Source organism: Massilia suwonensis, from assembly GCF_042655665.1.
Taxonomy (GTDB): Bacteria; Pseudomonadota; Gammaproteobacteria; order Burkholderiales; family Burkholderiaceae_D; genus Telluria; species Telluria suwonensis.
Genome location: NZ_JBHSMR010000013.1, coordinates 2,587,564 through 2,611,398 on the forward strand (window position 1 = coordinate 2,587,564; position 23,835 = coordinate 2,611,398).

The 23,835-nt window shown below is 53.3% G+C and carries 22 protein-coding genes and 1 tRNA gene; 9 read left to right on the top strand and 14 right to left on the bottom strand.

Annotated features, from left to right (window positions below; genetic code table 11):
* The first annotated feature begins 10 nt into the window (after positions 1-10).
* Positions 11-1,288, top strand: coding sequence for a sugar MFS transporter (locus tag ACFPQ5_RS19765; protein ID WP_379759774.1), 1,278 nt, complete (start codon positions 11-13; stop codon positions 1,286-1,288).
* Positions 1,289-1,461: 173 nt separating this feature from the next.
* On the opposite strand, the gene trmB is transcribed toward ACFPQ5_RS19765, so the two are convergent.
* Positions 1,462-2,142 (bottom strand): tRNA (guanosine(46)-N7)-methyltransferase TrmB, encoded by a 681-nt coding sequence (gene trmB / locus ACFPQ5_RS19770; RefSeq protein WP_379759778.1) that lies wholly within the window; start codon positions 2,140-2,142, stop codon positions 1,462-1,464.
* A gap of 178 nt (positions 2,143-2,320) precedes the next feature.
* On the opposite strand from trmB, the gene ACFPQ5_RS19775 reads away from it, so the two are divergent.
* Positions 2,321-3,439 (top strand): succinylglutamate desuccinylase/aspartoacylase family protein, encoded by a 1,119-nt coding sequence (locus ACFPQ5_RS19775; RefSeq protein WP_379759781.1) that lies wholly within the window; start codon positions 2,321-2,323, stop codon positions 3,437-3,439.
* A 3-nt stretch (positions 3,440-3,442) separates the two neighbouring features.
* Here ACFPQ5_RS19775 and ACFPQ5_RS19780 read toward each other — a convergent pair whose 3' ends face one another.
* The 3 genes from ACFPQ5_RS19780 to ACFPQ5_RS19790 form a co-directional block, all read right to left on the bottom strand.
* Positions 3,443-4,114: a DUF6064 family protein gene (locus ACFPQ5_RS19780; protein ID WP_379759784.1), complete on the bottom strand. Its 672-nt coding sequence runs from the start codon at positions 4,112-4,114 to the stop codon at positions 3,443-3,445.
* Complete coding sequence (locus ACFPQ5_RS19785; RefSeq protein ID WP_379759787.1) at positions 4,111-5,034, bottom strand: aldo/keto reductase; 924 nt, start codon at positions 5,032-5,034, stop codon at positions 4,111-4,113. Before ACFPQ5_RS19785 ends, ACFPQ5_RS19780 begins: the two co-directional genes overlap by 4 nt.
* 80 nt (positions 5,035-5,114) lie before the next feature.
* Positions 5,115-5,354 (bottom strand): hypothetical protein, encoded by a 240-nt coding sequence (locus ACFPQ5_RS19790; protein ID WP_379759790.1) that lies wholly within the window; start codon positions 5,352-5,354, stop codon positions 5,115-5,117.
* A 129-nt stretch (positions 5,355-5,483) separates the two neighbouring features.
* Between ACFPQ5_RS19790 and ACFPQ5_RS19795 the strand changes: the two genes are divergently transcribed.
* A complete protein-coding gene (locus tag ACFPQ5_RS19795) occupies positions 5,484-6,191 on the top strand; it encodes a S24 family peptidase (protein ID WP_379759793.1) in 708 nt (235 codons plus the stop codon).
* Entirely contained in the window at positions 6,191-6,481 is a 291-nt protein-coding gene (locus ACFPQ5_RS19800; RefSeq protein ID WP_379759796.1) for a hypothetical protein, read from the top strand. The genes ACFPQ5_RS19795 and ACFPQ5_RS19800 overlap by 1 nt, the downstream gene beginning before the upstream one ends.
* Before the next feature lie 79 nt (positions 6,482-6,560).
* Here the strand turns inward: ACFPQ5_RS19800 and ACFPQ5_RS19805 are convergent, their stop codons facing one another.
* From ACFPQ5_RS19805 to ACFPQ5_RS19815, 3 genes are all read right to left on the bottom strand, one after another.
* A complete protein-coding gene (locus ACFPQ5_RS19805) occupies positions 6,561-7,394 on the bottom strand; it encodes a hypothetical protein (RefSeq protein WP_379759799.1) in 834 nt (277 codons plus the stop codon).
* A 396-nt stretch (positions 7,395-7,790) separates the two neighbouring features.
* Entirely contained in the window at positions 7,791-8,900 is a 1,110-nt protein-coding gene (locus ACFPQ5_RS19810) for an acyltransferase family protein (RefSeq protein WP_379759802.1), read from the bottom strand.
* A 188-nt stretch (positions 8,901-9,088) separates the two neighbouring features.
* A tRNA-Gly gene (locus ACFPQ5_RS19815) sits at positions 9,089-9,162 on the bottom strand.
* Positions 9,163-9,399: 237 nt separating this feature from the next.
* Here ACFPQ5_RS19815 and ACFPQ5_RS19820 point away from each other — a divergent pair.
* Positions 9,400-10,347: a NotI family restriction endonuclease gene (locus ACFPQ5_RS19820; protein WP_379759805.1), complete on the top strand. Its 948-nt coding sequence runs from the start codon at positions 9,400-9,402 to the stop codon at positions 10,345-10,347.
* Here ACFPQ5_RS19820 and ACFPQ5_RS19825 read toward each other — a convergent pair.
* On the bottom strand, positions 10,337-11,737 hold the full coding sequence (locus ACFPQ5_RS19825) for a DNA cytosine methyltransferase (RefSeq protein ID WP_379759808.1): 1,401 nt from the start codon (positions 11,735-11,737) through the stop codon (positions 10,337-10,339). The genes ACFPQ5_RS19820 and ACFPQ5_RS19825 overlap by 11 nt on opposite strands.
* A 450-nt stretch (positions 11,738-12,187) precedes the next feature.
* On the opposite strand from ACFPQ5_RS19825, the gene ACFPQ5_RS19830 reads away from it, so the two are divergent.
* Positions 12,188-12,595, top strand: coding sequence for a very short patch repair endonuclease (locus ACFPQ5_RS19830; protein ID WP_379759811.1), 408 nt, complete (start codon positions 12,188-12,190; stop codon positions 12,593-12,595).
* 636 nt (positions 12,596-13,231) lie between these two features.
* Here the strand turns inward: ACFPQ5_RS19830 and ACFPQ5_RS19835 are convergent.
* Positions 13,232-14,380: a tyrosine-type recombinase/integrase gene (locus ACFPQ5_RS19835; RefSeq protein WP_379759814.1), complete on the bottom strand. Its 1,149-nt coding sequence runs from the start codon at positions 14,378-14,380 to the stop codon at positions 13,232-13,234.
* Positions 14,381-14,470: 90 nt separating this feature from the next.
* Positions 14,471-16,723, bottom strand: coding sequence for a phage/plasmid primase, P4 family (locus ACFPQ5_RS19840; RefSeq protein WP_379759817.1), 2,253 nt, complete (start codon positions 16,721-16,723; stop codon positions 14,471-14,473).
* Positions 16,724-17,554: 831 nt separating this feature from the next.
* Here ACFPQ5_RS19840 and ACFPQ5_RS19845 point away from each other — a divergent pair.
* Positions 17,555-17,800, top strand: a complete 246-nt coding sequence (locus tag ACFPQ5_RS19845) for a hypothetical protein (RefSeq protein ID WP_379760173.1) — start codon at positions 17,555-17,557, stop codon at positions 17,798-17,800.
* A 175-nt stretch (positions 17,801-17,975) separates the two neighbouring features.
* Here the strand turns inward: ACFPQ5_RS19845 and ACFPQ5_RS19850 are convergent, their stop codons facing one another.
* A complete protein-coding gene (locus tag ACFPQ5_RS19850) occupies positions 17,976-18,380 on the bottom strand; it encodes a DUF1249 domain-containing protein (RefSeq protein ID WP_379759820.1) in 405 nt (134 codons plus the stop codon).
* Positions 18,381-18,584: 204 nt separating this feature from the next.
* Between ACFPQ5_RS19850 and ACFPQ5_RS19855 the strand changes: the two genes are divergently transcribed.
* Both ACFPQ5_RS19855 and ACFPQ5_RS19860 read left to right on the top strand, forming a co-directional pair.
* Positions 18,585-19,322, top strand: a complete 738-nt coding sequence (locus ACFPQ5_RS19855) for a hypothetical protein (protein ID WP_379759823.1) — start codon at positions 18,585-18,587, stop codon at positions 19,320-19,322.
* Between the two features lie 93 nt (positions 19,323-19,415).
* Positions 19,416-20,456: a hypothetical protein gene (locus ACFPQ5_RS19860; protein ID WP_379759826.1), complete on the top strand. Its 1,041-nt coding sequence runs from the start codon at positions 19,416-19,418 to the stop codon at positions 20,454-20,456.
* Positions 20,457-20,671: 215 nt separating this feature from the next.
* Here the strand turns inward: ACFPQ5_RS19860 and ACFPQ5_RS19865 are convergent, their stop codons facing one another.
* The 3 genes from ACFPQ5_RS19865 to ACFPQ5_RS19875 form a co-directional block, all read right to left on the bottom strand.
* Positions 20,672-22,021 carry a hypothetical protein gene (locus tag ACFPQ5_RS19865; RefSeq protein ID WP_379759829.1) on the bottom strand — a complete coding sequence of 450 codons (1,350 nt, stop codon included), beginning with the start codon at positions 22,019-22,021 and terminating at the stop codon, positions 20,672-20,674.
* Between the two features lie 282 nt (positions 22,022-22,303).
* On the bottom strand, positions 22,304-23,338 hold the full coding sequence (locus ACFPQ5_RS19870; RefSeq protein ID WP_379759832.1) for a TraB/GumN family protein: 1,035 nt from the start codon (positions 23,336-23,338) through the stop codon (positions 22,304-22,306).
* A gap of 99 nt (positions 23,339-23,437) precedes the next feature.
* Complete coding sequence (locus ACFPQ5_RS19875) at positions 23,438-23,779, bottom strand: hypothetical protein (protein WP_379759835.1); 342 nt, start codon at positions 23,777-23,779, stop codon at positions 23,438-23,440.
* Positions 23,780-23,835 lie beyond the last annotated feature (56 nt).

Here is a 23,835-nt window from a genome sequence, read left to right on the forward strand (position 1 = left end):
ACTTACTAACATGCACATCGATTCCCCCGCGGCCGCTTCATCGACCCCTACCGTGCCGGCGAATGCCGGCAGCCTGCAGACCTTCGTCTTCGCGCTGTTCTTCATCTTCGGCGGCATCACCAGCCTGAACGACGTCATCATCCCCAAGCTCAAGGACCTGTTCACGCTCAGCTATGCCCAGGCGATGCTGGTGCAGTCGGCTTTCTTCGCCGCCTACTTCATCGTGTCGATTCCCGCGGCCGCCATCGTGCGCCGCGTCGGCTACATGCGCACTGCCGTCGTCGGCCTGCTGACCATGACGGCGGGTTGCCTGCTCTTCATTCCGGCATCATCGTCCGGCGTGTTCGCCACCTTCCTGGTCGCGCTGTTCGTGCTGGCCTCTGGCATCACGATCGTGCAGGTGGTCGCCAATCCCCTGATTTCGCTGCTGGGCGCTCCCCAAACCGCGCACAGCCGCCTGACCTTTGCCCAGGCTTTCAATTCGCTGGGCACGACCGTGTTTCCGTATGTCGGCGCGATCCTGATTCTGGGTTCGCTCGCCACCATCGATCCAAGCACCCTGTCCGGCGTGGCGCTCGATGCCTACCGCGCCGCCGAGACGCGCGTCGTCGTGCACACCTATATCGGCCTGGCTATTGCGCTGAGCATCGTGGCGGCGCTGGTCTGGCATAACCGCAAGAAGCTGGTGGAAACGAAGGCGCCGAAAGTCAGCATGCTGCGCGCCTTCGAGCTGCTGCGCCAACCACGTTTTGCCTTCGGCGCGGCCTGCATCTTCCTGTACGTAGGCGCCGAGGTGGCAGTCGGTTCGCTGATCGTCAATTACCTGATGGAAGCGAACGTACTCGGCCTGGACGCGGAAGCGGCCGGCAAGCACGTGCCCCTGTACTGGGGCGGCGCGATGGTCGGCCGCTTCATCGGTGCAGCCCTGCTGCGCATGTTCTCGCCCGGTAAAGTGCTGGCCTGCGCGGCCGGCATGACGATCACGCTCTTGATCGTGTCGGCGAATACGACGGGGATGGTGTCGGGCTGGGCGCTGCTGGCAGTGGGACTGTTCAATTCGATCATGTTCCCGACCATTTTCTCGCTGGCCTGCGAGGGGCTCGGGGAACGCGCAGCGGAGGGCTCGGGGCTGATCTGCATGGCGATCGTGGGCGGGGCGATCGTGCCCTTGATCACGGGGCATGCGGCGGATAGCGTCGGCCTGAAAATGGCCTTGATCGTGCCGGCAGTGTGCTACGCCATCATCCTGTGCTTCGGGATCTTTGCGCGCCGGCCACGGGCAGTTTAAATACTCTCTGGCGGATTTGGCATACCCGTAAGGTGGGCGGGTCCCCCGCCCACGCGTTCAGATCACGTTACCGGGCCCGCTCCGTGGCTTGTCTGCGTTCGTTGAACGCGTGGGCGGAGACCCGCCCACCTTACGTCCTGCTGCACACATCGCGTGAACAGCACAATAGCCTCTTACTTCTTGGTGAACACCAGGTCCCACACCCCGTGCCCCAACTTGAGGCCACGGTTCTCGAACTTGGTCAGCGGCCGATACGCCGGCTGCGGCGCATACCCTTCCGCCGTATTCGACAGCATCGGCTCCGCGCTCAGCACTTCCAGCATCTGCACCGCGTAGTCTTCCCAGTCGGTCGCCAGGTGGATATAGCCGCCTGGTGCCAGCTTCTGGCAGAGCAGCTTCACGAACGCCGGCTGAATCAGGCGGCGTTTGTTGTGGCGCGCCTTGTGCCAGGGATCCGGGAAATAGATATGAAAACCGTCCAGCGAGCCGTCGGCAATCATGTGATTCAACACCTCGAAGGCATCGTGCTGGATCAGGCGCAAGTTCGTGATGCCCTGCTCGCCGATCTGTTTCAACAAGCTGCCCACGCCCGGCGTGTGCACTTCGACGCCGATGAAATTTTTATCGGGCATCTGGCGCGCGATATGCGCCGTGGTGTCGCCCATGCCGAAGCCGATCTCGAAGATGGTCGGCGCCTGGCGTCCGAAGGCGGCCGCGTAGTCGAGCGTTTCTTTCTTGTACTCGACCAGGAACTGCGGTCCGAATTCCTCGAACGCGCGCGCCTGCCCCGTCGACAGCCGGCCGGCGCGGGTGACGAAACTGCGGATGCGGTGTTCGGTAGGGTCGTAAAGCATCGTACGGGCCGGGCCGTTGTTGGGCGTGTCTTCGGACATGGGAATGTGGGTAAGAGGAGAGAACGGCGGACATTATAGCCTACCGCCCTGCCGGAACAGCCCGCCCCAGCCGCGTGTGGTCATTCAGGCAATCTGCGCCATAATCGGGTTTTAGACACGCATTCGCCAAGGCTTGACCATGCATTCGACCAAACACCCGATCGCAATCGAAGACAACGTCGCCACTTTCCAGCTGACCTCCTTTCACTACGGTACGCCGGGCAGCGGCAAGAAGGTCTACATCCAGGCCTCGCTCCACGCCGACGAGGTGCCGGCGATGCTGGTCGCCCATTTCCTGCGCCAGGAACTGGACCGGCTCGACGCCGAAGGCCGCATTAAAGGCGAGATCATCCTGGTGCCGGCGGCCAACCCGATCGGCCTGTCGCAGACCATCCACGGCACACCCTTCGGCCGCTACGACCTCTCGACCGGCGTAAATTTCAACCGTGCCTATAAACACGTCGCCGACGACCTCAAGGGGTCGCTGGCCGGCAAGCTGGGCAAGGATGCCGCAGCCAACGTCGCCCTGATCCGCGAGCACGCGCGCGCGTCGCTCGAGCAATGGGCGCCCACCACCAGCGGCGGCCTGCTGAAAAAGATTCTATTGTCGATGGCGATCGACGCCGACATCATGCTCGACCTGCATTGCGATAACGAGGCGGTGCTGCATATGTACGCCGGCGAACCGCTGGCCGAAGCCGTGCAGCCGCTGGCCACCCTGATGGGCGCCCACGCCGTGCTGCTGGCGCGCGAATCCGGCGGCGAACCCTTCGATGAAGCCTGCAGCCGCCTGTGGTGGGACCTGGCCGAACACTTCGGCCCGGAGGTCGCGATTCCGCCGGCCGGCATCGCCATCACGGTGGAACTGCGCGGAGAGAACGACGTGCGCTACGAGCTGGCCCGCCCCGACGCCGAGGCCTTGTTGCAATACCTGGCCCGCAACGGCGTGCTCGACATTCCGATCACTCCGCTGCCCGAGCCGCTGTGCGTGCCGACGCCGCTGGAGGCGGTCGAGCCCCTGTCCGCGCCCCACTCGGGTGTGCTGGTCTTCCTGAAACAACTGGGCGACAAGGTCGAGGCCGAGGAAGCGGTGGCCGAGATCGTCAACCCGGTGACGGGCAAGGTGACCCCGGTCCGGCCGAAGCACGCCGGCGTCCTGTTTGCCAGCACGGCGCACCGTCACCTGCTGCGCGGCATGCATGTCTGCAAGATTGCGGGGACGACGGGGTTCCGGGCGGGGAACCTGCTGGGCTCGTAAGCCTCAGCCGCGGCCGCCCCGCACCGCCGTGAGTAGCCTGGCGCCCGCCGCCAGCGCCGCCAGCACCGGCAACACCCAGGCCTGGCCGGCACGCAACTCCACCAGCGTCGCCGTACTGATCGCGCACCACAACAGCGGCACGATCCACAGCAGCGGGCCTGATCGCCACAGCAGCAAGGCGGACAAGCTCAGGGCCACGGTCGGATCGGGCGCCAGGCCGAACAGTTCCGCGCCAGTCCATGGACGCCCGCCCAGCGGCGCCAGCAGTGGATAGCCGAGCAGCGCGATCACGGCAATCGCCAGCCCCAGCTTGCCGAGCGTCCCGGCAGGCTCCACCAGCCGCGGCTCCTTCTTCCTGCTGGCCAGCCAGAGCAACAGCACGGCCTGCAGCGCGAAGCCGAGCGCAAAATACGGTGCGCCGGTGTTGATCGTCGCATAGCGCTGCTCAAAATAATTCCAGGCGACGTGCAGCCAGGCCAGCGCCAGCAGCAGCGCCGCTGTTCGCCCTGACCGCGCGCCACCTTGCACCAGGCAGATCAGGAGCGCGATGCCGATGCCCAGCGCAAGCAGTTGAAAAGGCCACAGCGCCAGGTTCTGCAGTTCGAACAGACGAAAATAGGTCGCCTTCGAGAACATCAGCAAGTCCGACAAACGGTAAGTCCACCACTCGCTCATGTCAGCCGCGCCACATCTGCAGCGATGCGCCGGCGCAGGGCCGCGTCGGGCATCGCTCCTTGCGAGGCCAGCATGTTCTCGCGCGCATGAAGCGGATTGGAGGTGGCGGGAATGGCGCAGCTCACGCCCGGCTCGGCGACGATGAATTTCAGCAGCGCCTGCGCCCAGCTCGTGCAGCCGATCTCGGCGGCCCAGCCTGGCAGGGGCTTGCCGGCCAGCGCCTCGGTCAAGTCTCCCTGGCGGAAGGGCCGGTTGACGATGACGCCGATTTTTCTCTCGCGCGCCAGCGGCAGGATGCGGTTTTCAATCTCCCTATCGAGCACGTTGTAGCTGACCTGCACGAAATCGAGCGGCTGGGTTTCCATGATTTTTATCAGCTCGCCATGCCTGCGGCCTTCGGAAGTGGTGATGCCGACGTAGCGCAGGCGGCCCGCCGCTTTCATCTGCTGCAGGGTACGCAGGTGCTCTTCCCAGGCCAGCAAATTATGTACTTGCAGCAGGTCGAAGCGCGGCACGCCCCACAGGCGGCGCGAGCTGTCGATCTGGGCCGGGCCGCGCTCGCCCGAACCGATCCAGACCTTGTCGGCCGAGAACAAGGTCTTCGGCTGCTTCAGTTGCGCAAGGGCGTGGCCGATGACGGCCTGGGCCGAACCGTACATCGGAGACGAATCGATCAGGCGTCCGCCGCCCGCCAGGAAGGCTTGCACGACTTGCGTGCATCTGGCGCGCGCGGCGGGATCGTCGCCGACATTGAAGGTGATCCAGCTGCCGAGGCCGACGACGGGGAGCGGCTCGCCTGACGAGGGAATCGGGCGCGTGAGGAGCGCAGCGGACGCCGCCGGCAACGGCCTGCACACGGCGCAGCCGGCGCCCGCGAGCATGGCGTGCAACAGCTTCCTGCGTTCGGTAGAGTGCTCCATGATCGCTCCCACAAACGTGACTGATCGGCTGAGACGCCATGTCACCACAGTTTGGATGAGGATTCAATCGTGCCGACGCATCAACCGTTCGACTCCTTTCCCTTCAGCGCCGCCAGCCGCGCTTCGGTCTCGCGCATGGCCAGCTCGGCCTGGCGCTGCTCGCGCGCATCTTTCCTCAGCATATAGAACACGTTGAGGATGCAGGTCGTCAGTCCCGTCAGGATGCCGAACGCCATCCCCACCCGCTCAAGCGTCATCGCGGAACCGACGGCGGTGATCGCGCCCAGAATGCTCGAGATTTCAAAGATGTGCCGTTTCATTGCCTGCCTCCTCCTTCAGCTGTCATTGAGATAACTCAATCGGTATAGTAATACTATACTTTTTAGTTAAGAATTTCTATACTTGCGTGAAGCGAGTTGCTATACAATTTCACGATGGAAGCAAAAACGATGATTGCCAACTGGATCAAGGAGGCGCGGCGCGATGCCGGCCTGTCGGGCGAAGCCCTGGGGACGAAGCTGGCCTTCGAGCTGGGCACGGCGCGCGGCCATACCAAGGCGAATATTTCTCACTGGGAGAACGAAAAGCACAGCCCCAGCCTGCAGCAATTGCTGGCAATCGCCAAGATCACCGGCAAGAGCCTGCCGCACGCGATCATCGCCGGCCTGCAGGGTACGGACCCAAGCGCCCTGTTCCCGGGCGCCATGCGCGTGGTGGTGTCCGACACCAACGACGACACGTTTATTCAGGTGCCGATGGTCAAACTGCGCCTGTCGGCCGGGGTTACCGGCTTCCAGACGGAGCCGGAATTCCACGATGGCGGCACGGTCGGCATGCGGCGCGACTGGATCGAGCGCAAGCGCCTGAATCCCTCCAAGTTGATCGCCATTCTGGTCAAGGGCGAGAGCATGGAGCCAACCTTGTATGAGGACGATATCGTCGTCATCAACACGGCCGACCGCAAGCCGGCGGACGGCGAGGTATTTGCCGTCAATTTCAACGGTGAGCCGGTAGTGAAACGCATGCAGAAGGACGGCGGGCGCTGGTGGCTGGCCTCGGACAATCCGGACCAGCGCACCTATTACCGCCGCGCCTGCGAAGGCGACCTGTGCCTGGTCATCGGCCGGGTCGTGCGCAAGGAAAGCGACCGCATCTGATGCTGATCCAGGTAACGGAATTCGCGCCGCACGGCTCGCCCATCGCCGTGGCGATCGTCGATACGGCGTACACGGTGAAGGGCGCGGCGGAGCCGGTGCTAAAGAAAGTGGCGGAGTATTTTCCGGCCCTGCCGGTCATGCTGGTGTCGATCGAGGCGAATGGCTTCCGGGCCTATGCGCCTTTCCAGACGGGAGAGCTGCTGGCCTTGCTGCAGCTGGAGCAGCTGCATTTCCAGGAAATCGACATCTCCCTGCCGGCGCCGGGGAAGGACGATCCTTTGCCCTTCTAGACCGGAAGCCGCCCCGCTTCAAGACACTATTCAGACATGCCGCGCCACATGCTGGTCGGAGCGGACATGTCTCATGCATTCAACCTGGAACTTCGCAAGCATCCAGGAGAGGAGCTGGCGCCAGTTGGCGGACAGCCACTTTGATATCCAGGCGTCGCTTCGTCAACGAGAATACATACCAGACGAACAGGCTAATTGCGAGCATCTCTCCGCCGTCCTCGACCAAAGCGAGAATCGGACTGATGAGCGAATGGTTCATGAACACGACGTGCACCATGTCGACGCCGACACCAAACGCCACCAGCAAGACCAACAGCAAGCCCAGGTTATGGAAAATCTTTCTGAGCGCCGGGCGTCCCCAGTAGTAAGCCAACAATAATGAGGGCAGGATCAGCAGTCCGGCCGCTGCTGTCACGCTCAACTCCCCTAAATCCTGCTTGCGCAGTCCGAAATAGGAGGGCATGGAGAGTCCCGAAGCGATGACGGAACCCAGCCTTTCGTGCAGTTGGAAGGCATCGTCCAGCAGAAAATACGCAAACAACAGAACCCAGGGAACAAACGACCAAATATTTCTCTTGAGGCACAAATAAGTGAACAGCAGGATGATCGTAGCAAACTTGAAGTGCTGGTAAGTCTCGGCAAATCCGTTGTCCATTTCAATGTTGAACATCGGATTCGCGAGATATGGCGTCAGCTGTTGAAGCCAGCCGCTATTCAAGCTTTGGTAAAACGCAGCATGTCCGCTATCCATCCCAACATGGGACAAAGCATTAGCGAAGTGCTGGGTCAACTTGTGAAAAACGTGAATGATCACAAAAACAAGATCACCCAACAACAATAAAAGCAGTAGAGGCTTGTATGCGCCGGCCTCTTGAAATTCTTTCAGGCTCTCGGCTATGTTTTTTTTAAGCATTTAAAAATCTACAAATAAAAATAGATAATGGGTTTATTGCTGCTTTACATGCAAGGCGTTGCAAATAGCGCCAGTAACTGAATAAATCCGACTTGCACAACGACGTTTGCGCAATTGAGGCGGGCAAGCCAAACGTCAAAAATATGCAGTATGAATAGCAAAAGGCAGGGTGAAACTTCCGTACCAGACCCGGCACGCTTGCGTTTGCGTTCATTTGCTACCAGACACTACGAGCAGCAGACTAAAGACAATTGAAACTAAGTTTGCCAGCTACGGCTCATGGACGCCACGAAAAAGTTGTAATGATACAATTGTTTTTGCTTAATTGACAATTTGTCTCAATTTCGCAGCAGCCGGCGACATGTTTGCATCCGATCTTTGCCCCTTGCAGAGCGCTCACCCCGCGCTGCGCGGCATGTCTTCTTCCAGGTCGTCGTCGACCTGATTGGCGGCGGCCGGCGTTGCGGGTACCTGTGCCGCTGCCGATTTTCTTGCGCCGAGTTCGATTAGCGGCAGCTCGAAATACTTGAACGAATAATGCGCCAGCACGATGCTCAGGCCGATCAGGAAGAGCGTCGTTGCCGGAGAACTGAAACCGTAATCTTCGGTCGCGAGCTGCTGCCACAGGTAGATGCCGTAGGACATGCGCCCCAGGTACGCCAGCACCGGATGCAGGAACACGGCCTGGACGGACGGCCGTTGAATCGGCGTGCCGAAGACGGCGATGCAGACCAGGATCGGAAACACGATCGGGTAGACGTAGATGCGGACAGCCCAGGGCAAGCCGACCGCATTCAGTCCCACCAGCGAAAAGGCCGCGAGCAGCCATGCCCACAAGGGCAGCCGGTTCAGGCGCGGCTGCAGTTCGTCCCAATACAGCGCGCACGCGCACCCGGCCATCAGGTAGATGAAATTGTTGAGGTAAAAGCCGAGGAAAGACATGTGGTCGGCCAGGATCGCGAGCAGGAACAGCACGACCATTCCGGCCAGGATCGAGAGCAGACGCTGGCGCTGGCGGATGATGCCCAGCGAAGCGACCAGCAGCGGGAAGATCAGGTAAAACTGTTCTTCGTACGCCAGGCTCCAGGTATGGCCCAAGGCCCAGCCACAGCTGCCGAGCGGCTTGATATTGCAGAGAAACAGGGCCGCCTGCGAAAACTGCGCCCCCGTCGTCTGGTACAGACCGAATGCCGTGAGCACGGCGACGGCCAGGATAAACGCGCCCAGCGGCGGCAAGATCCGGTATGCCCGCCGGATGAAGAAGCCGCGCATCGAGATGCTCCCGTTGGTGCGGTCCTCACGCATCAGGCCGCGGCAGATGACGAAGCCGCTGATACAGAAAAAGATTTTTACACCGACCACGCCGTTCGGCTCCAGGCGCCACAGCAAGCCGGGAAACGCGTCCCTGTACCAGGGATGGCTATGGGCGACGACGTGGCTGAGCAGTACCAGGAAGATGGCAAAAAAACGCCATACATCGATGTGCTGAAGGCGGACGTTCTGCATGAGATGAACTTAGGCAATAAATGATCATCTTATCAACGAAAATTGCCTATGTATATCTTCGTGCAAAAATACCACGGTAAATACGTGCCGTTTGCCGAAGGCGTGTCAAAGCAGCCCGTGGCAAGACAGATGTGCGGTGTGTGTGAGGGAATTCAAAAAGGCGGGAAGCGGCGCGTGGGCCGTGGCGCTGGAGCGGGTGAAGGGAATCGAACCCTCGTCATAAGCTTGGGAAGCTTCAGCTCTACCATTGAGCTACACCCGCGTTGCCTGCATTCTACGCGCGTTTGAGCGTTGTTGACAACTTCTCAAGCTGGACAGTGTGATCGGAAATGAGATGGCCGCATCTTCGAACGTGTGATGTCTTGTGAATACGCGAATCTGTATTCGCTACCTTAGTTGCATAACACATGTGGTTAAAAGTCAACAAAAATATTTTCCTCAGGACATGTTGCTCTGCTAGACTTATGCCACGAACAACAGGCACAAGTAGAGCAGATAAATGCGCGCATCTAAGAGAGACATTGTAGAAATTTTTGGCTTCGCTCCAAACGATCGCAGCCCTCTTGCTTCTCATCATTGGATGACACAAACTTGCCCCTTCGTCAAGCATCAGTGTACCAAAACTAATCATGACAATTCATTAGTTTATGGTACCTGTTCAGTGTCAAATGGAATTCAGCGAACAGCTGACCAAGATATCATCATTTGCCCCAATCGGTTGTATGCCAACAATTACGCAACCATTAGAGCCGTGGCAAATGAAGTTTGGGGACATCTTCATCCTGATGTGATTATCGGCGGGACTTTGGAGCAGCTTAAATTAGCAGCTCAACGTTCGCGCTCAAACAATATAGTTATCGCATTTGGAAAAAACTCAGGAAGAGAAATAGGTGTAACTTCCAATGGACAGATGAGCATGGACTGGATCCTGCAGCGATACACGAAGACCAGTTATGGGCTTAGGCCAGAAGATTTCGTTGGGATCGAAGTGCAAAGCATCGATATAACCGGAAACTATCGCGAAACTCATGAGGCCTATTCAAATTATGCTCTTGGAAAAGCAGTGACTATTATCCCAGATTCAGGACATGGGTTGAATTGGGCAAACGTCCATAAACGACTCATTCCACAAATAATCAGAAAAGGAAATATTTACCAAGAAAGCGAACGCTGCGTTGGCTTCTATTTCATCCTACCTGACATTGTCTACAAAAAGTTCGAAGAAGTCTTAGGAGAAATTGCGACTGTAAGCCAACACTCTAAGAACGTGGTCTCTATAATGACATATGCCCTTGCAGCAGAATCGCAATTTGGCACACATCGAGACTTAAATTTGGTTCGCACCGCACACCATCGTCTTGCGGATATTAAAGAAGCATTTAGTCACAACACCGGAAGCGACGCTCCGGCGTTGTTAGACAGCTTACTTTGCTCGATTATGAAATAAGTGCAAGCTCAGTTTGGGAACATCTCCCTGCGAAGGAGGAAGGTACAGTTTCACCGTCATCTATCCGATTGAGAACGCTCTGGATCTGATTTCCAATAGCTCTCGCAAAAAGAGGCGGCACCGCATTGCCAACTTGTTCGTACTGCTCGGACAACGATCCGCAAAATCGCACCCGATCCGGAAAAGATTGTAAACGGGCGGCTTCTCGCACACTCAGGATCCTATGTTGGGTTGGGTGGATGTATGCCCCCCAATGAGGGTCACATTTCGTCAAGATCGTACTTGCGATTCCTTGAGGTTCAAGACGACCATATCTCTTAGTATGATCGGACCGCTTTGCTCGCTGCATGCCCTTTGGCAGCAAATCATGCGGAATATCTCGCCACGACCCCCCTGGCGGAATAAAAGGTAGACGCACCGTATTAGCCGGCCCAAGATTTGCGGCTTGATGGCTAGTCAAACATTTAGATCCTGTCCGCAAAAGGTCTTGGTACCCGCTCTCAGCAGGCTTAGAGTAATCCATTAGCGGCGCACCGCCACCATTTTCAAGCTCAGGCAAGTCACCGATGGCATCCCATACGGTAGTATGAGAATGGACCGCATTGCTTGCGACATATTCGTCCGAAAAAATCAGACTATTCCCATCGAGCTTTGTTGTGAAATTCGGGCGTCCTTTAGACAAATGTGACGGAATCGGATACAGCGCTTGCGGCGAAACATCTAACCGAGTTGCCAGGAAAATAGTACGCCAACGCATCTGGGGAACCCCATAATGTGGAGCATATAGCACGCGAACCTCAGGCTTGTACCCCAATCCACGCAAACTACTCATAATCGCGTTAATTGTATCTCCGCCTTCGTACGAAACCATTCCCGGCACATTTTCAATGAGCACAACTTTCGGGAAAAATTCTTTTACAAAATCCAAATAGTTCAAAAACAAGTGATTCCGTCGATCATCACTGGATCTTACAGGTGCGTTAATGCTAAACCCTTGACATGGAGGCCCACCGGCAATCAGGTCAAGCGCACCAACCTCCAAACCCAGCGACATCCGAATGTCATGCGGAGAAACCGATCGAATATCATTCACACATACTTGGCTATTTGGATGATTAAGTGCAAGCGATTCAGCGTATGCAGGCATTATTTCGTTTGCAAACAACACATCAAACCCTGCCAGTTCTAGACCAGTACTTAATCCGCCAGCACCAGCAAACAAGTCAATACATGTACGCTGGCGCTTGACTAAATCTTGCGGCTGAGTGTCGTTTTTCATTGAAATATCATCGAAATTAGAATCGGTTGCCGAAGTAATATACGCCAAGTCAACCTTGTTATTAATGCCACGATTTCCGGAGAAATCGTCCAAAATTTTAAGGTTCATCATGATGAGCATTTCCTTCATGCAGGTCAAGAGGAACCACTGCCACCTGAAGCAGACCTTTAGATCTTGCACTTCTAGGCCCGTCACTAGGTTGCGAAACCTCACAACTACTGTACATTCATACAGCATACACGATTTTTGGATGTTGACAAGTAGCCTACGCATCTAGGCGCCAACACAATTCCCAGCGCTGATCCAATCGCCAACGCAGCAAGCTAGAAGCCTCGCGGACAAATATTCTTTAGGGAAACATTAATCGATTTTCAATAACCGAATGGAAATTGAATTAGCACTTAATTTACAGTTTTATTCTATTGAAATTTCCTATGAACCCCTCAGATAGAGTTCTAAGCGTGCCGTCAGTCCATAGATGAAACTTTCTTAAAAGAGACATTTTTTCTAGCCTTGAGGCTAACAAGATTCGATTTCTCGGAATGACCACTAGAGCTAATAATGGGTGATACCGTAACATCTGCTCAGAGAAGTGAAAACATGAAGCGTATTCGCTCAGCAAATACGCGTCCGGAACTGACAATACGTCGGATGATCTATCGATTAGGTTACCGGTATCGTATTCACGTAAAAAAGCTCCCCGGAACCCCTGACATTGTATTCTCTTCCAAACGAAAAATAATTTTCGTGCATGGTTGCTTTTGGCATTTTCATCAAAACTGCCGTGCTGGAAGAATTCCTAATTCAAAAGTAACATACTGGCACCCAAAATTAATGCGCACACGGGCAAGGGACGAAGCTCATCTAGAAAAATTAGCGAGTTTGGGTTGGAAGGTATTAGTTATATGGGAGTGCGAACTTAAAGATACCTCTGAAGTTGAGCTAAAAATTCAAAAATTCCTAGAATAATAAACTGACCGTTGATGCACTAAGAAAAAATTTAACTAAATTTTACATTGAGCGTGTGCCATACAAGACTTTAGTGTGACGCCACGGAACAATGCGTTTCTAAACCGCATGGTGCCGTCAGGATTCTCGAGAAATGATTCAATCCTAAGATACAACGAATCTTCCCTATTGTACGGAACATCGATATAGATTTCGCCGCGATATCGAACACTTCCAAAACCACTTGGCAAACTGCTGCACTCCCAATGCGGAATACCGTTATCTGTTAGCCAGTTGACGATCGCCGTTCGCGACGCATTCGTTAGATAGTCCTGTGGATGCTCTGAACCGAAATGGTGAAACTCAACGAAGATTACATCATGCTGTCGTTGGCACGCTATTTCGTCGATATGGTGAAGTAACTTTGGCACATCTCTCTCCGATTGTCGTTTCTTCTATTTACGATTGAAACTGGAGTGAGCATGCAGGTTACTGATGAATTTTGGAGATTTTACTGAGGCGATTCCTGCCGTTTAATAAAACTTATCGATTCCGGTGGTTCCGATTTTACCCGCACCTGTCACCTGCACCTGAAATGGGACAGTTCTTTCTCGAAATAGCGCGTAACGCCTATCTGGCATTACGCGCATACTCTGTTTAATCGGAGACAGCGTGGAGAGAGTCGATTAATCCAACTGCTTTGCGACTCGCATCATTCGGCGCGAGGTGAGCATAACGTTGCGTCATCTTGGAATCGCTGTGCCCAAGAAGCACCGAAACCTCATAAAGGCTAATCCCATTTTTCACGAGCTTGCTCGCATATGAGTGGCGAAGGGTGTGCATCGTCACCTTGCCGCCCTTTTCGCGGACTACTTCGGGATCGTTCAACCCGGCTCGATCCATTGCTTTTTTGATAGCCTGCGCTGCATAACCTCGGGCTTTCCCAGCCTTGTTCTCGAAGACGTATCTGGCGTTGGCCTGACGTTCACCGAAACGCCGCAAGAGGACCTCCTTAAGCCTGCTTGTCATGTACAGCATATCCTCATTGTTTACTTTACTTCGGTATATGCTCAGGCTGCCTGCGTCAAGATCCACTCGTGACCAAGGGAGGTTAGCAACCTCCGAGTAGCGGCAGCCCGTATCCAGCAGCATAATGACGAGATCATAGTTGTCCTGAACATTACGCCTCATCTCTGAAGTCCGTTCCTCGAGAGATTTGACGCCATTTCGAGTACTGTGGGGATCAAGTTCACGCAACAGTGCAGCCTCATCACTCGCATCAAGGTAGCGCAATCGATATGACGTTTTCAATTGAGGGAAAACGATATCACGGGCGACTCTATAGCCTAATTTTTGCATTTCCCGAAGCGTCGAGCTAATCAGCCCGACTTCGTGCTTAATTGTCGCCGGCTTGTCGCCTACCGCTTTACGTCGTGCCACCAGGCGCTCAATATCTTTAGTCTGCAGTTCGTGTGCCATGATGTCAGAGGGCAGTCCGTAGCATGAGTAGTCTTTCAAAGTCTTAGGATTGCGTTTGCTCCCAAACATCTTTCTCGAAATTGACTCCATGCCGCGATAGTATGAGAACTGTTTGCGTGTCTCAAGATATTTGAGGACCGCATGTTGTAGTGTAATTTCCTCCGCTTGTCCAAGGAACACCTCTCCGTGCACCTTATTGCGGATTTCACGCTCAACTTGAAGTGCCTTAGTCTTGTTAGCAGTACCGGTGCTGCCTACATACTTCTTATTTTTAAATTGAAATTGGTAGTACCAGTTACTGCTATTTTCTCGTTTATGAAGAGCCATGATCTTTCCCAAACCAATATGAACGTCCACCTTCCACCATTCAAGCGGAAGGGGAAACGCATGAAGAATAAGCAAGCTTGACAGGTTCAGTCAGAACGTTTCTTCATTCAATGACTTTTTCACATGCATGTGAAGTCCGTTGTTCAAAGCAAGCCCTTTATAGATCCTGCCTTTCTTTGTACCAACTTCGAATCCACGTTCACGGATCATTCGACCAAAACGGTTCTTAGAAAACGAGATGTTATAGTTTTCTTCACACCAAGTCTTAAAAGATTTATCCGCATCCGCTGCGGTAACGTAATAGCAAGCGCCTACAACGCAATTTTCCGCAATCCAGGCTCCTACAATATCCATCTCGTTTTTGTAGTCACTTGTAGCCTCCTGCACGGCTTTCGGGAGCGGCATGCGGGAATGTTGCCATTCAAGGCATCCGGCTAGCGCCCAGTTCAAAATTCCAGGGAGCTCTTGTCGTAGTTCGTTCTCCAAATTGGGATTACGGTCCTGTTCCTTGATGGTTACCTTGAATGGAATCAGCCGGATTCGCCGCCAGATTCCATGATCGGTACTCTTAATCACGGGCATATGATTGGATGCAAGAAAAATCTTGTGGGTAGGAGTGAAATGGATCACGCTCTGATAGAGTTCGCGCGCAACAACCATATCGCCACCCGTTAGGCTTTTGACCTGAGCTTCGTTGAGGTGCCGCCCGTCGTCTGACTCGCTCATCGCCACGAAACGCTTGCCACGCAGTCGTGCTAGGTCAGACGAGGTGCCTCCACCAGATCGCTTGTCCATCAGTGTCTCGGATGCAGCTTGGGTGCTGAGCGCTCCAAGCAGCGCCAGCACGAGGTTAAGGAAAGTGCTCTTGCCATTTGCCCCATACCCATAAAGGAAGAACAGGCAATGCTCTTCCGTGGATGCAGTCAGGACATATCCTAAGACGCGTTGAAGGTAGCCAACTAACGCGGCATCGCCGTCCATGATCTGCGACAAGAACGCTTCCCATCGAGGGGCTTTTGCATTCGGATCATACGAAACGGACGCAATCTGGGTGACGAGTAGGTTCCGATCAGGCTCAGAAAACCGTCCGGTACGCAGGTCGATGGTTCCGTTTTTCACAGGAAGAACGAACCCATGTTGATCCAGCATGGACGTTGCAATTCCAACGTCAGGCTCTGATTTGAATAACTCAACCATAGCCCTGATCTTCGTAAGCGCTTCCGAGCGCGCGGCGAATTTCGCAAGCATTGTCTTCATCGGGCCACTTGGAAGTTTTACGGCCTCTGCAGCTAGTGTTCTGGGCACGTCCCTCGCCAATGCGACAATTTTTTCTTCTGGAGCAAGCTCCCAATACGCACCGTTCCAAAGGAGCCAGCACTTCTGGTCAAACACATAACGGACTTTGTCGCCATGTAGCTGCGCTAGCTTGCTGCTGTTACCAAGGTCAGACAAACGGACTTTAAGCTGATCCGCGTATATGCGAAGCGCATTCTCGACAATCTGATTTACTTCGTCATTCTCAAGCGGTGGCTCGCACATTGAACTATTTGCGTTCTCTGCTACCTCTGCCATCTTGTCTGGAGGTGTCCCAACCCGAAGTTGCGTCATTACAAATCGGAACAGCTGATCGTTACGGCTTCCTTGCGCAAACACGTCAGTGCTTTCTCGTTTGGTTTTGCCGGTTGACTGTGAGGAGGCGGAAATTACACTTAACAGCCAGCTTGGTGCTTCGACAATTGGCTGAGTATCATCAATCCATGAGTAGGACTTGCCATCGACTACGGATGGAGGCGCGACGACATACCCGCCCTCGCAACGAACATCGATGCCAGGACGAACTGCCGTTCGGTTTCTAGCGGTTACGCCTGCTGGTAAAAGAAAGTAGCGGTGTTTGCCCCCATTCGCAGTTGAGGCAGTAAGAGTTTCTGGCAACGGGAAGTACTCGCGTTCAAGAATTGCAAGGGATTCCTGTCCCGAAACGCCGTTCTTTTCATCGGTATCAATGACAAGTAGACGAGCAATGCCACCCGTTGGGATACCTACGTTACAGGATGGGTTCTTGTCCCACCACTCTTCGATTTGCTCTAAGGATAACGAGGCGGCCTTATATCCAGTGTGAACCGCCGGGTCTTTCCTGTTCGAACGAAGAGGAAAGACAGGCCACTTTTTGGACCGAACGTAGTGCATACACGCCGAGAGTACAGCCTCGCGATCGAACGCACCTTCAGACGTTTTATCTGAAGACGTTCCCTGGTGGCTTTCCGGAGTATTGACCGCAACAGGTGCGGTTGAGTCTTGATGCTGAGGTGTAGTAACAGCGAGGGGATTAATTTGGTCGTTCATGCAGCGCCCTTTAAGCGACGCGCTGTGGCCAACCAGATGCAAGACGGTTAAGGTGGGGCACAACGCGTCTGTTCGTCAAAGCTACAACTTGTAGCGTCTTGAACAGGGTTATACCCGCCGTGGTGATCTGTCTTACTCAGATCTGACTCTCGTCCAACGCCGTCGTGGAGGGGCGTTACCCAGCTTGATGGTCATTGGCAGAAGGCCAATGAATTGTCACATGCTTCCCTTGTCTTGCGGGCTGCATTGTGTCGAAGGTTCGGCCCGTTGTCAAGCCCGGTCTCTGCGCCACTGTCCACTCTTCACCTTGTGGCAAGCTTTGTACAGAAACGATATAAACGATTTTTCACCTTTTTCTAAAAAATTTAAAAATTTAAACAATTAAAAATAATAAAAATTTTTATCAAAACCCGGCAAAATCGTTCCGTTTCGTTGCAATAATGTCGCACCGACGCTAAATAAGCTTCTGACGTAGCCCCGCAAACCCAGCATTCATGCGGGTCTTGCGTGAACGCTCTCGTAGGTATGATGAGAAATGAGATGGCTGCCCAGCGAAAACCACTTCTGGGCAGTAGGTCGACAGAGAGAAGTACCTAGCGTTGACCTGTGAATGACCGTTGCCTAGTCGTCGAAGACTGTTGATGGTGAAGGATCCTTAACCAGACGAGCGCCCACATCATGAACGCTAAAAGTACTGCAACCGAGCTGTCCAAGACAACGAACGACCAGAAACCAGTAACTTCCGCTGGTGCGGCCGCAGAGCCAGCCGCCATCGCCGCGCAGGCAAGCACGGCTGGACCGATTAAGAACGCTTCTACGGCGATTTCATCGATGACGACGGCAGAGATGACGGGGACAGAAGTAAAATCCGTCATCGAGGGATCTTCGGCTGTCAAAGCCGAGAAAAAACACAAGGCATCAACGAAGATGGAAGTCGCCTCCGGCATATACTCGCGCATGTCCAGACAGAAGGACGTGACTCGCAAGCAGATCGTGGAACAGTTCGTAGCGGAAGCCAAGCTGAGCCCCGCTGGTGCAAGCACCTACTATCAGCTAATCAAAGCGAAGCTGGGTTAAGCGTTGATTCGCACGCAGCCTGTACAGGCTGTCGTGCCATGAGTAGGCAGTTGCGTTAATTTCGCAACTCAGGCCGACTCGGAACGTCAAGTTCACATACGCGCAAGAGTAGCGCAGGGCGGATAGTATCTATGGCAAATCGGCACCAATGCCAATGCCTTAAACAGACGCCTGCTCACTGCGCAATTTCGGCCACCGATTGGCGTCTCCCATCCATAATCATTTTGCTTAACCACTGTTCAAGAAAATTATTCAGCTCTGCCTTGGCTAAAGGGCTGAAGGCCATCAATTCTGGGCAGAACACTTTCCGTGAACCGAAGCAATCGCAGTACGTCAGGGCGCCCACTGCTTCAGCCAACAAGTACACTTCGATAGTCATGTCAGGGTCAGGCATCGCTTCTCTATAAGGCCGTTGGAGATAGCGGCTCATGCGAAGCACGAGACGATGAGGATGCCGCTCGGTCACGCTCACCTCCACATCAGTATCGCCAAGCAAGACAAGTTTGACTGGTGTGCGGATGGTATGCAAATTGGGTAGAAGTTGAAGGAGCTTACGGTAGTTTTGCTTGTAGAGATCCATGTCAAGTCAGCGTCGTTTACAATATGGTAACCATCCATGGAAAAACGAGAATCGACAACAACGAACTAAATGTAAGGGTCTGAAAATATAAGGGGCACGCCCCGCGTTTTAGCGGCGATACGATATCCTGCATGTCTTCCTTCAGACTGCACCAACTTCTTCAAAAAATCTTAAACGGGCCGCGATGAGAAAGGCAAGTAGAAAATGAATAGATTGGATATTAAAAGATCAATGTCCGCACTACCCGAGTATCTTCAGGAGATACCAGAGGAAGTCCGCAAGAAAACTGGAATCGAAGTTGAATTTAAAGAGCCCGATGCGGAGTTCAAAACACGCAATCCTGGGATGGCGGCAACTTCCGCAGGTGTAGAAATTGACCCCGATAATAATTCAATCATTATTTGGCTTACACCAGCTGGCCTCGAAAAAGGAGCGCTAATTCATGAACTCCTCCACTTAAAGCGCAACATAATAGACTCCGTATTAAAGATTTTTCCGAATTCGTCTTCGCCAGTACATATTCAGCAGCAGACCTTTTTCTTGGAAAATGATTTCGAACATCTTTTTATTCTTCCGGAAGAAATTTTGGCAGACCCGGAGCGAGAAAAGGAATGGGTCGAAGTTTACAAAAATGCACTTGAAAAATCACGCGACCGGGTTCTATCTTTATACATGCATTGGTTGGTCCTTAATATAGCATTGCCCAACCAAACTGAATTGATTGCCGAGTGCAAGTCACTTCTGCATGGCTTTCCTCCATATGATGTATTTGGAGCTGCTGAGAGCCTCCGTAATCAAGTTCAGTCCTCTATGCCTGATAAGCATAAAATGCTTAATGTATTGTCTTCAATATTAAGGCCGGAACTTAGATCCCATATGCTAATCGGTCGTTACGTTAGCGCGAACGGGCGGCTGACTGCAGAGTGTCTGGGCGCACTCTGAGACAGGATAGAATAGTTTATTCAAGTTATTTATAGAAATTATAATTACTTGTCTATTTTTCTATTTCCACATCTAGATTCATCAAAGAATAAAATGCCACTCTACGAGCTTTCTTCAAATTCGATAGCCGAAATTCCTTCTGTCACCTATGCGTCACTTGGGCTACGTGAACGGGAGGACGTTCAGCGGATTCTTCGAGATCATGTTGATGTTATATCGCCTAACACCCTCATCCTTGCCGAAGAGTTTGGAGAGTGGACAGACTCTCGCAGACGTATTGATTTACTAGGTTTAGACCGTGATGGCTGCCTTGTCGTCATTGAACTTAAACGTTCAGAGGATGGAGGTCACATGGAACTTCAGGCCTTACGCTATGCAGCAATGGTCTCCACTCTGAAATTTGAACAAGCTGTCGACGTATATCAAAAATTCCGGGCCTCGCGCGGCCAGCTTCCTGATTCTGCTGAGACTATCATTCGCGATTTCCTCGATATCGCTGACGGACCTGTAGCATTCAGCAATAAGGTGCGCATAGTTCTGGCATCTGCCGAATTCTCGAAGGAAATCACCTCGACTGTTTTATGGTTGAATGCTCAAGGACTTGACGTAACGTGCGTCAAAATGCGCCCGCATTCTTTTCAGGGCCGTGTCTTGCTAGACGTTGAGCAAGTGGTTCCGCTGCCGGAGGCAGCTGCTTTTCAGGTCGCGATCCGCGAGAAATCGGTTGCACAACAAGCCGTGGCAGCCAATGGCCGCGACTTCACACGATATCGATTGAAAACGTTTCAAGGTGAAATTTTTTCTAATTTACCCAAAAGACGATTTATATACAAAATTGTTTGCGAGGCGATTAAGCTGGGAGTTAAACCCGCAGAAATTCTTAAGGTTCTACCCTGGTGCCAATCAAATATGTTTATCTCCGCGCCTGGGAAATTAACTGGGGGCGAGCTAATGTCTACCGTTTCAGATAGGTCGCCTATGCGTTACTTCTGCGAAGACAATGAAGTGTTTTATATCGATGGCCACACGTACTCGATGAGTAATCAGTGGGGAACACGTACGGAAGAAGCAGTGAAGAAGATTCTAGAAATTCTTCCAGCCAATCATGGCATATTGTACGAACACGAAGAATGAGTCCAAGCTTGCCTTAATGACAGTCATAATGGATTTTTCTAGCGAAGAAATTCTAACTCAATAAACTTGCAACACTGCCTTTAATAATTATTATTGCAAACTGGCTTTTGGAAATGAGAAAACGCAAGTTAGTGGAATACGTATGTGAGTTTAATAATCTGCGTGCATGGCGCAGAAAGCGTCGAAGACCAATTCAGCCAAAAATTTGAAGCGAGTTAACTAAACCGGTGCATTCGGGCCACTTCAACCAAAGCAAAATGCGGATCCAAGTGAAATCTCATTTTCTCTTGCATTCGATAAGCTTCGTCAAGCTGACTATACAGCTTAAGATTTTTATCAAAATCCGACAACACATCAAGATCAATTCGATTGATTTGCTTTAATACCGAATCGTCGCTCAGAAGAAAATCGGGCAGCATCAAATTTTGCAATCCAGCCTGTGCAGGCGACATTGCAGATAGGACTTGTCTATTAATCAATCCACTTCGAGAAATAATATTCGAATCCGATAAGGTTGAGAATTCGTTAAGCATCTTAACTGATGCCGCGTACGTCCACTCCATAGCAAGCAAGCGAACATCAATTCCGAGCGCTTCTTCCAAAAAAAGATTGATTGCCGAACTAGGATTCCGCTTTAGCTCATCAATATAGCGAGTCTGATTCTGCGGCAAGCTAAGTTGAAGCCACCCATACATTAATAAAATAGTCTTAACAAAGATCACGGCCCTAGACATTCCGCGCCGCAATTCCATGTCAATAGATGGGCCATATTGACTTTGAATAGATTGCTCGACATGATTTGCTAGTGCCGCAAGCAACATATCTCCTGCATCTAGCGTAAAGCGGGCCATAGCCGAAACGAACTCTAGAAGCTCCTGGAATGAGAGCTGCGGGAAATGCAAGATGCAAAGCTTAATCAGGACAGAATATTCCAACCCTTCTTTATCCATTGCCTCATCAAAATCCCTTCGCAAAACTTTTAGCTCGACGTCGTGATACTCATCATGACTTACTTGTTTTAAGTCATAAATCCGTTGCAGATATTCGTTAGCCGTTGCGTTAGCCTCTAATACTGAAAGCATGGTTACTGGCACATGATAGGCTATAGAATCACCGTAAAAATAGGCCATCATGAGAACAGCACCATATTTTTTATCGTATTTGATATAGTGGCTTAACTTGGTGCAATCATTAGGGCCTACCTGGATTTCACGTACTAACAGATCAGTATGAGACTCAATTTCTAAGGTGTTCAGCATAAAAACTTTGGCTCGATCCTCCAGTTCGCACTTCGCCTGAATCGCTTCAACGAGTCTTAGTTTTCTGAATACATACTCGACACCCCATCTGGTTGTTGTCACGTCAAGAAAATGCACAGCCTCATGCATGATCAATGATCTTGCGCGGGAATAGCATTGATATGCTTCTAGATTTGTTTTTCCGTTTAACTTTAGAGCGGCTTCAAGATGCGTTTTTGATTTTTCTTCGTACTTGTCAAGAACAACTACGTTGGAGAAAAAGTCAAAACTTCCATGTTGAACAGGAGAACAAAGAAAGCGGTGCATTGGTACACCTTAGCGAAGAGGTCCTAACGCAACAGCTTTTCGCACCTTATATGGGGACGAAAATGTGATGGCGCCTAACTTGTTGATTAAATTGGTGTTTTTGCTTCTGCGCGGATTTTCGCAATGGAAAAGCGCATGAATAGCGGTTGTTCTTGATGTGGAGGGGCTTGGGAAGCTTCAGCTCTACCATTGAGCTACACCCGCGGCTCGTCGCATTCTACGCGAGTTCGCGCGGCAGTGACAAGCTTGCATCAATCCCTGCAAGCCCCCTGCCCTTGCCGCTTATTTTGGCGCTTCGACCGTATAACCCTTGGCCTGCAGCGTGGCGATCACGCCTTTCGGATCGAGGATTTCCTTGATGTGCACGACGGCGAAGGTACTGGTGTTGGTAGCCAGCGCCTTCTCGGCAGCCGCGACCCACGATGCCAGCGCCCGCTCGTTCAGCGTCAGCAGTTCCGGCTGGTTCTTTGCCAGCGAACTGCTCAGCATCGCCTGCTTGCAGGCGGCGCGGTCGCCGTAGTCGAGCTTGCGGATGTCCTCGTACTCGCCGACTGCCCAGGCGTTGGCGCGGGCGCGCATCGCGACCAGATCGCCGTCCAGGCGGTCGATCGTCTTTGCCAGGCAGGGTACGTCGTCCATGGCCGACTTCTTGAAGTCGCGCACGGCCTGCCCCGGGTCCTTGATCTTGACCTGGACCGTGGCGTCGACAATTTTGACATTGTGCTTGTCGACCAGCTTTTCGATGCTCCGGGTGATTTCGTTGCTGTTGGTGAGGCCGGCCTGCTTGAGGGCGCGGTCCGACAGTTGCGCCGCGACGAAAGAGGGACGTTCGCGCTCGATGCCGTTGTCGTCGCCGAAATACACCTGCTTCAATGGCTTCCAGCGCGCATACACGTCCGGCGGCAGCAGGTCTTTCAGTTCCGCGCCATCGGGATTCTTCTTGACGCCCATCAGGAAGGGCAAGGCCGTCACGGCGCCCCAGCCGACGCTGATGCCCGATCCCGGCGGCTTCAGGTATTCCTGGGATTCGGCGATCTTTTTCTCGACATCGCGCGAGCGCCATTCCATCTTGATCGGTACCGGGGAATAGCTGCCGAATACCCACATCACGTGATCGCCCTTCGACACCTTCCACAAGCCGGGACCTGGCCGGCTGCCGGAGACGAGGATGGTTTGCGGGACCGGCTCGCCGTCATCCGTCGTTGGCGCGGCGACCGCCGGTTGCTGCGCCGGTTCGGGTTCGGGCGCGGTTTGCGCCAGGACAGGCCAGCTCAGGCAACACAGGAACAGTGCGGATACGACTCGTTTCAAGGCCATGCTTGCCTCCTTCCAGTGATTAACTGGAAGGGATTGTGTGGCGAAGCAGCGATATAAGCAAGAAACAAGATGTTACAAAAGCCATATGTATATTGAATATCACGAATTCTCACGCGGACGCTTGCGCTCTGCCCACGGCCGCAGCACCAGGTAGCTCGGTACCGCCGTACGCGAGACGCTCGTGGCGCTGATCAATTGCCGGCGCAGCAGCAGGGCGATGGCGCGCTGGGCGGTGATGCGCGAGAGGCCGGTCTCGAGGCCGATCGTCGCATAGCTCAATTGGACGGCGCGCCCGCCATTCGCCTCGATGCGGTGCCACAGGTAGACGTACACGAGGAAGGCCGAGGGCGCATGTTCGTGGCCGACGAGGTCCGGCATCAGTACGTCGAGCACATAGGGATCGAAAGTCGTCACTGGCATCATGAAGAGTATAGTCATCATGATTATAGCCGGCCGCCCTGTCGTGCGAGAATGCCGGCAAACAATCAGGGAGCCCT

Coding starts and splice junctions, on each gene's coding strand:
- ACFPQ5_RS19765 (WP_379759774.1), top strand. CDS start 11: ATGCACATCGATTCCCCCGCGGCCGCTTCATCGACCCCTACCGTGCCG.
- trmB (WP_379759778.1), bottom strand. CDS start 2,142: ATGCTTTACGACCCTACCGAACACCGCATCCGCAGTTTCGTCACCCGC.
- ACFPQ5_RS19775 (WP_379759781.1), top strand. CDS start 2,321: ATGCATTCGACCAAACACCCGATCGCAATCGAAGACAACGTCGCCACT.
- ACFPQ5_RS19780 (WP_379759784.1), bottom strand. CDS start 4,114: ATGAGCGAGTGGTGGACTTACCGTTTGTCGGACTTGCTGATGTTCTCG.
- ACFPQ5_RS19785 (WP_379759787.1), bottom strand. CDS start 5,034: ATGGAGCACTCTACCGAACGCAGGAAGCTGTTGCACGCCATGCTCGCG.
- ACFPQ5_RS19790 (WP_379759790.1), bottom strand. CDS start 5,354: ATGAAACGGCACATCTTTGAAATCTCGAGCATTCTGGGCGCGATCACC.
- ACFPQ5_RS19795 (WP_379759793.1), top strand. CDS start 5,484: ATGATTGCCAACTGGATCAAGGAGGCGCGGCGCGATGCCGGCCTGTCG.
- ACFPQ5_RS19800 (WP_379759796.1), top strand. CDS start 6,191: ATGCTGATCCAGGTAACGGAATTCGCGCCGCACGGCTCGCCCATCGCC.
- ACFPQ5_RS19805 (WP_379759799.1), bottom strand. CDS start 7,394: ATGCTTAAAAAAAACATAGCCGAGAGCCTGAAAGAATTTCAAGAGGCC.
- ACFPQ5_RS19810 (WP_379759802.1), bottom strand. CDS start 8,900: ATGCAGAACGTCCGCCTTCAGCACATCGATGTATGGCGTTTTTTTGCC.
- ACFPQ5_RS19820 (WP_379759805.1), top strand. CDS start 9,400: ATGCGCGCATCTAAGAGAGACATTGTAGAAATTTTTGGCTTCGCTCCA.
- ACFPQ5_RS19825 (WP_379759808.1), bottom strand. CDS start 11,737: ATGATGAACCTTAAAATTTTGGACGATTTCTCCGGAAATCGTGGCATT.
- ACFPQ5_RS19830 (WP_379759811.1), top strand. CDS start 12,188: ATGGGTGATACCGTAACATCTGCTCAGAGAAGTGAAAACATGAAGCGT.
- ACFPQ5_RS19835 (WP_379759814.1), bottom strand. CDS start 14,380: ATGGCTCTTCATAAACGAGAAAATAGCAGTAACTGGTACTACCAATTT.
- ACFPQ5_RS19840 (WP_379759817.1), bottom strand. CDS start 16,723: ATGAACGACCAAATTAATCCCCTCGCTGTTACTACACCTCAGCATCAA.
- ACFPQ5_RS19845 (WP_379760173.1), top strand. CDS start 17,555: ATGACGACGGCAGAGATGACGGGGACAGAAGTAAAATCCGTCATCGAG.
- ACFPQ5_RS19850 (WP_379759820.1), bottom strand. CDS start 18,380: ATGGATCTCTACAAGCAAAACTACCGTAAGCTCCTTCAACTTCTACCC.
- ACFPQ5_RS19855 (WP_379759823.1), top strand. CDS start 18,585: ATGAATAGATTGGATATTAAAAGATCAATGTCCGCACTACCCGAGTAT.
- ACFPQ5_RS19860 (WP_379759826.1), top strand. CDS start 19,416: ATGCCACTCTACGAGCTTTCTTCAAATTCGATAGCCGAAATTCCTTCT.
- ACFPQ5_RS19865 (WP_379759829.1), bottom strand. CDS start 22,021: ATGCACCGCTTTCTTTGTTCTCCTGTTCAACATGGAAGTTTTGACTTT.
- ACFPQ5_RS19870 (WP_379759832.1), bottom strand. CDS start 23,338: ATGGCCTTGAAACGAGTCGTATCCGCACTGTTCCTGTGTTGCCTGAGC.
- ACFPQ5_RS19875 (WP_379759835.1), bottom strand. CDS start 23,779: ATGATGACTATACTCTTCATGATGCCAGTGACGACTTTCGATCCCTAT.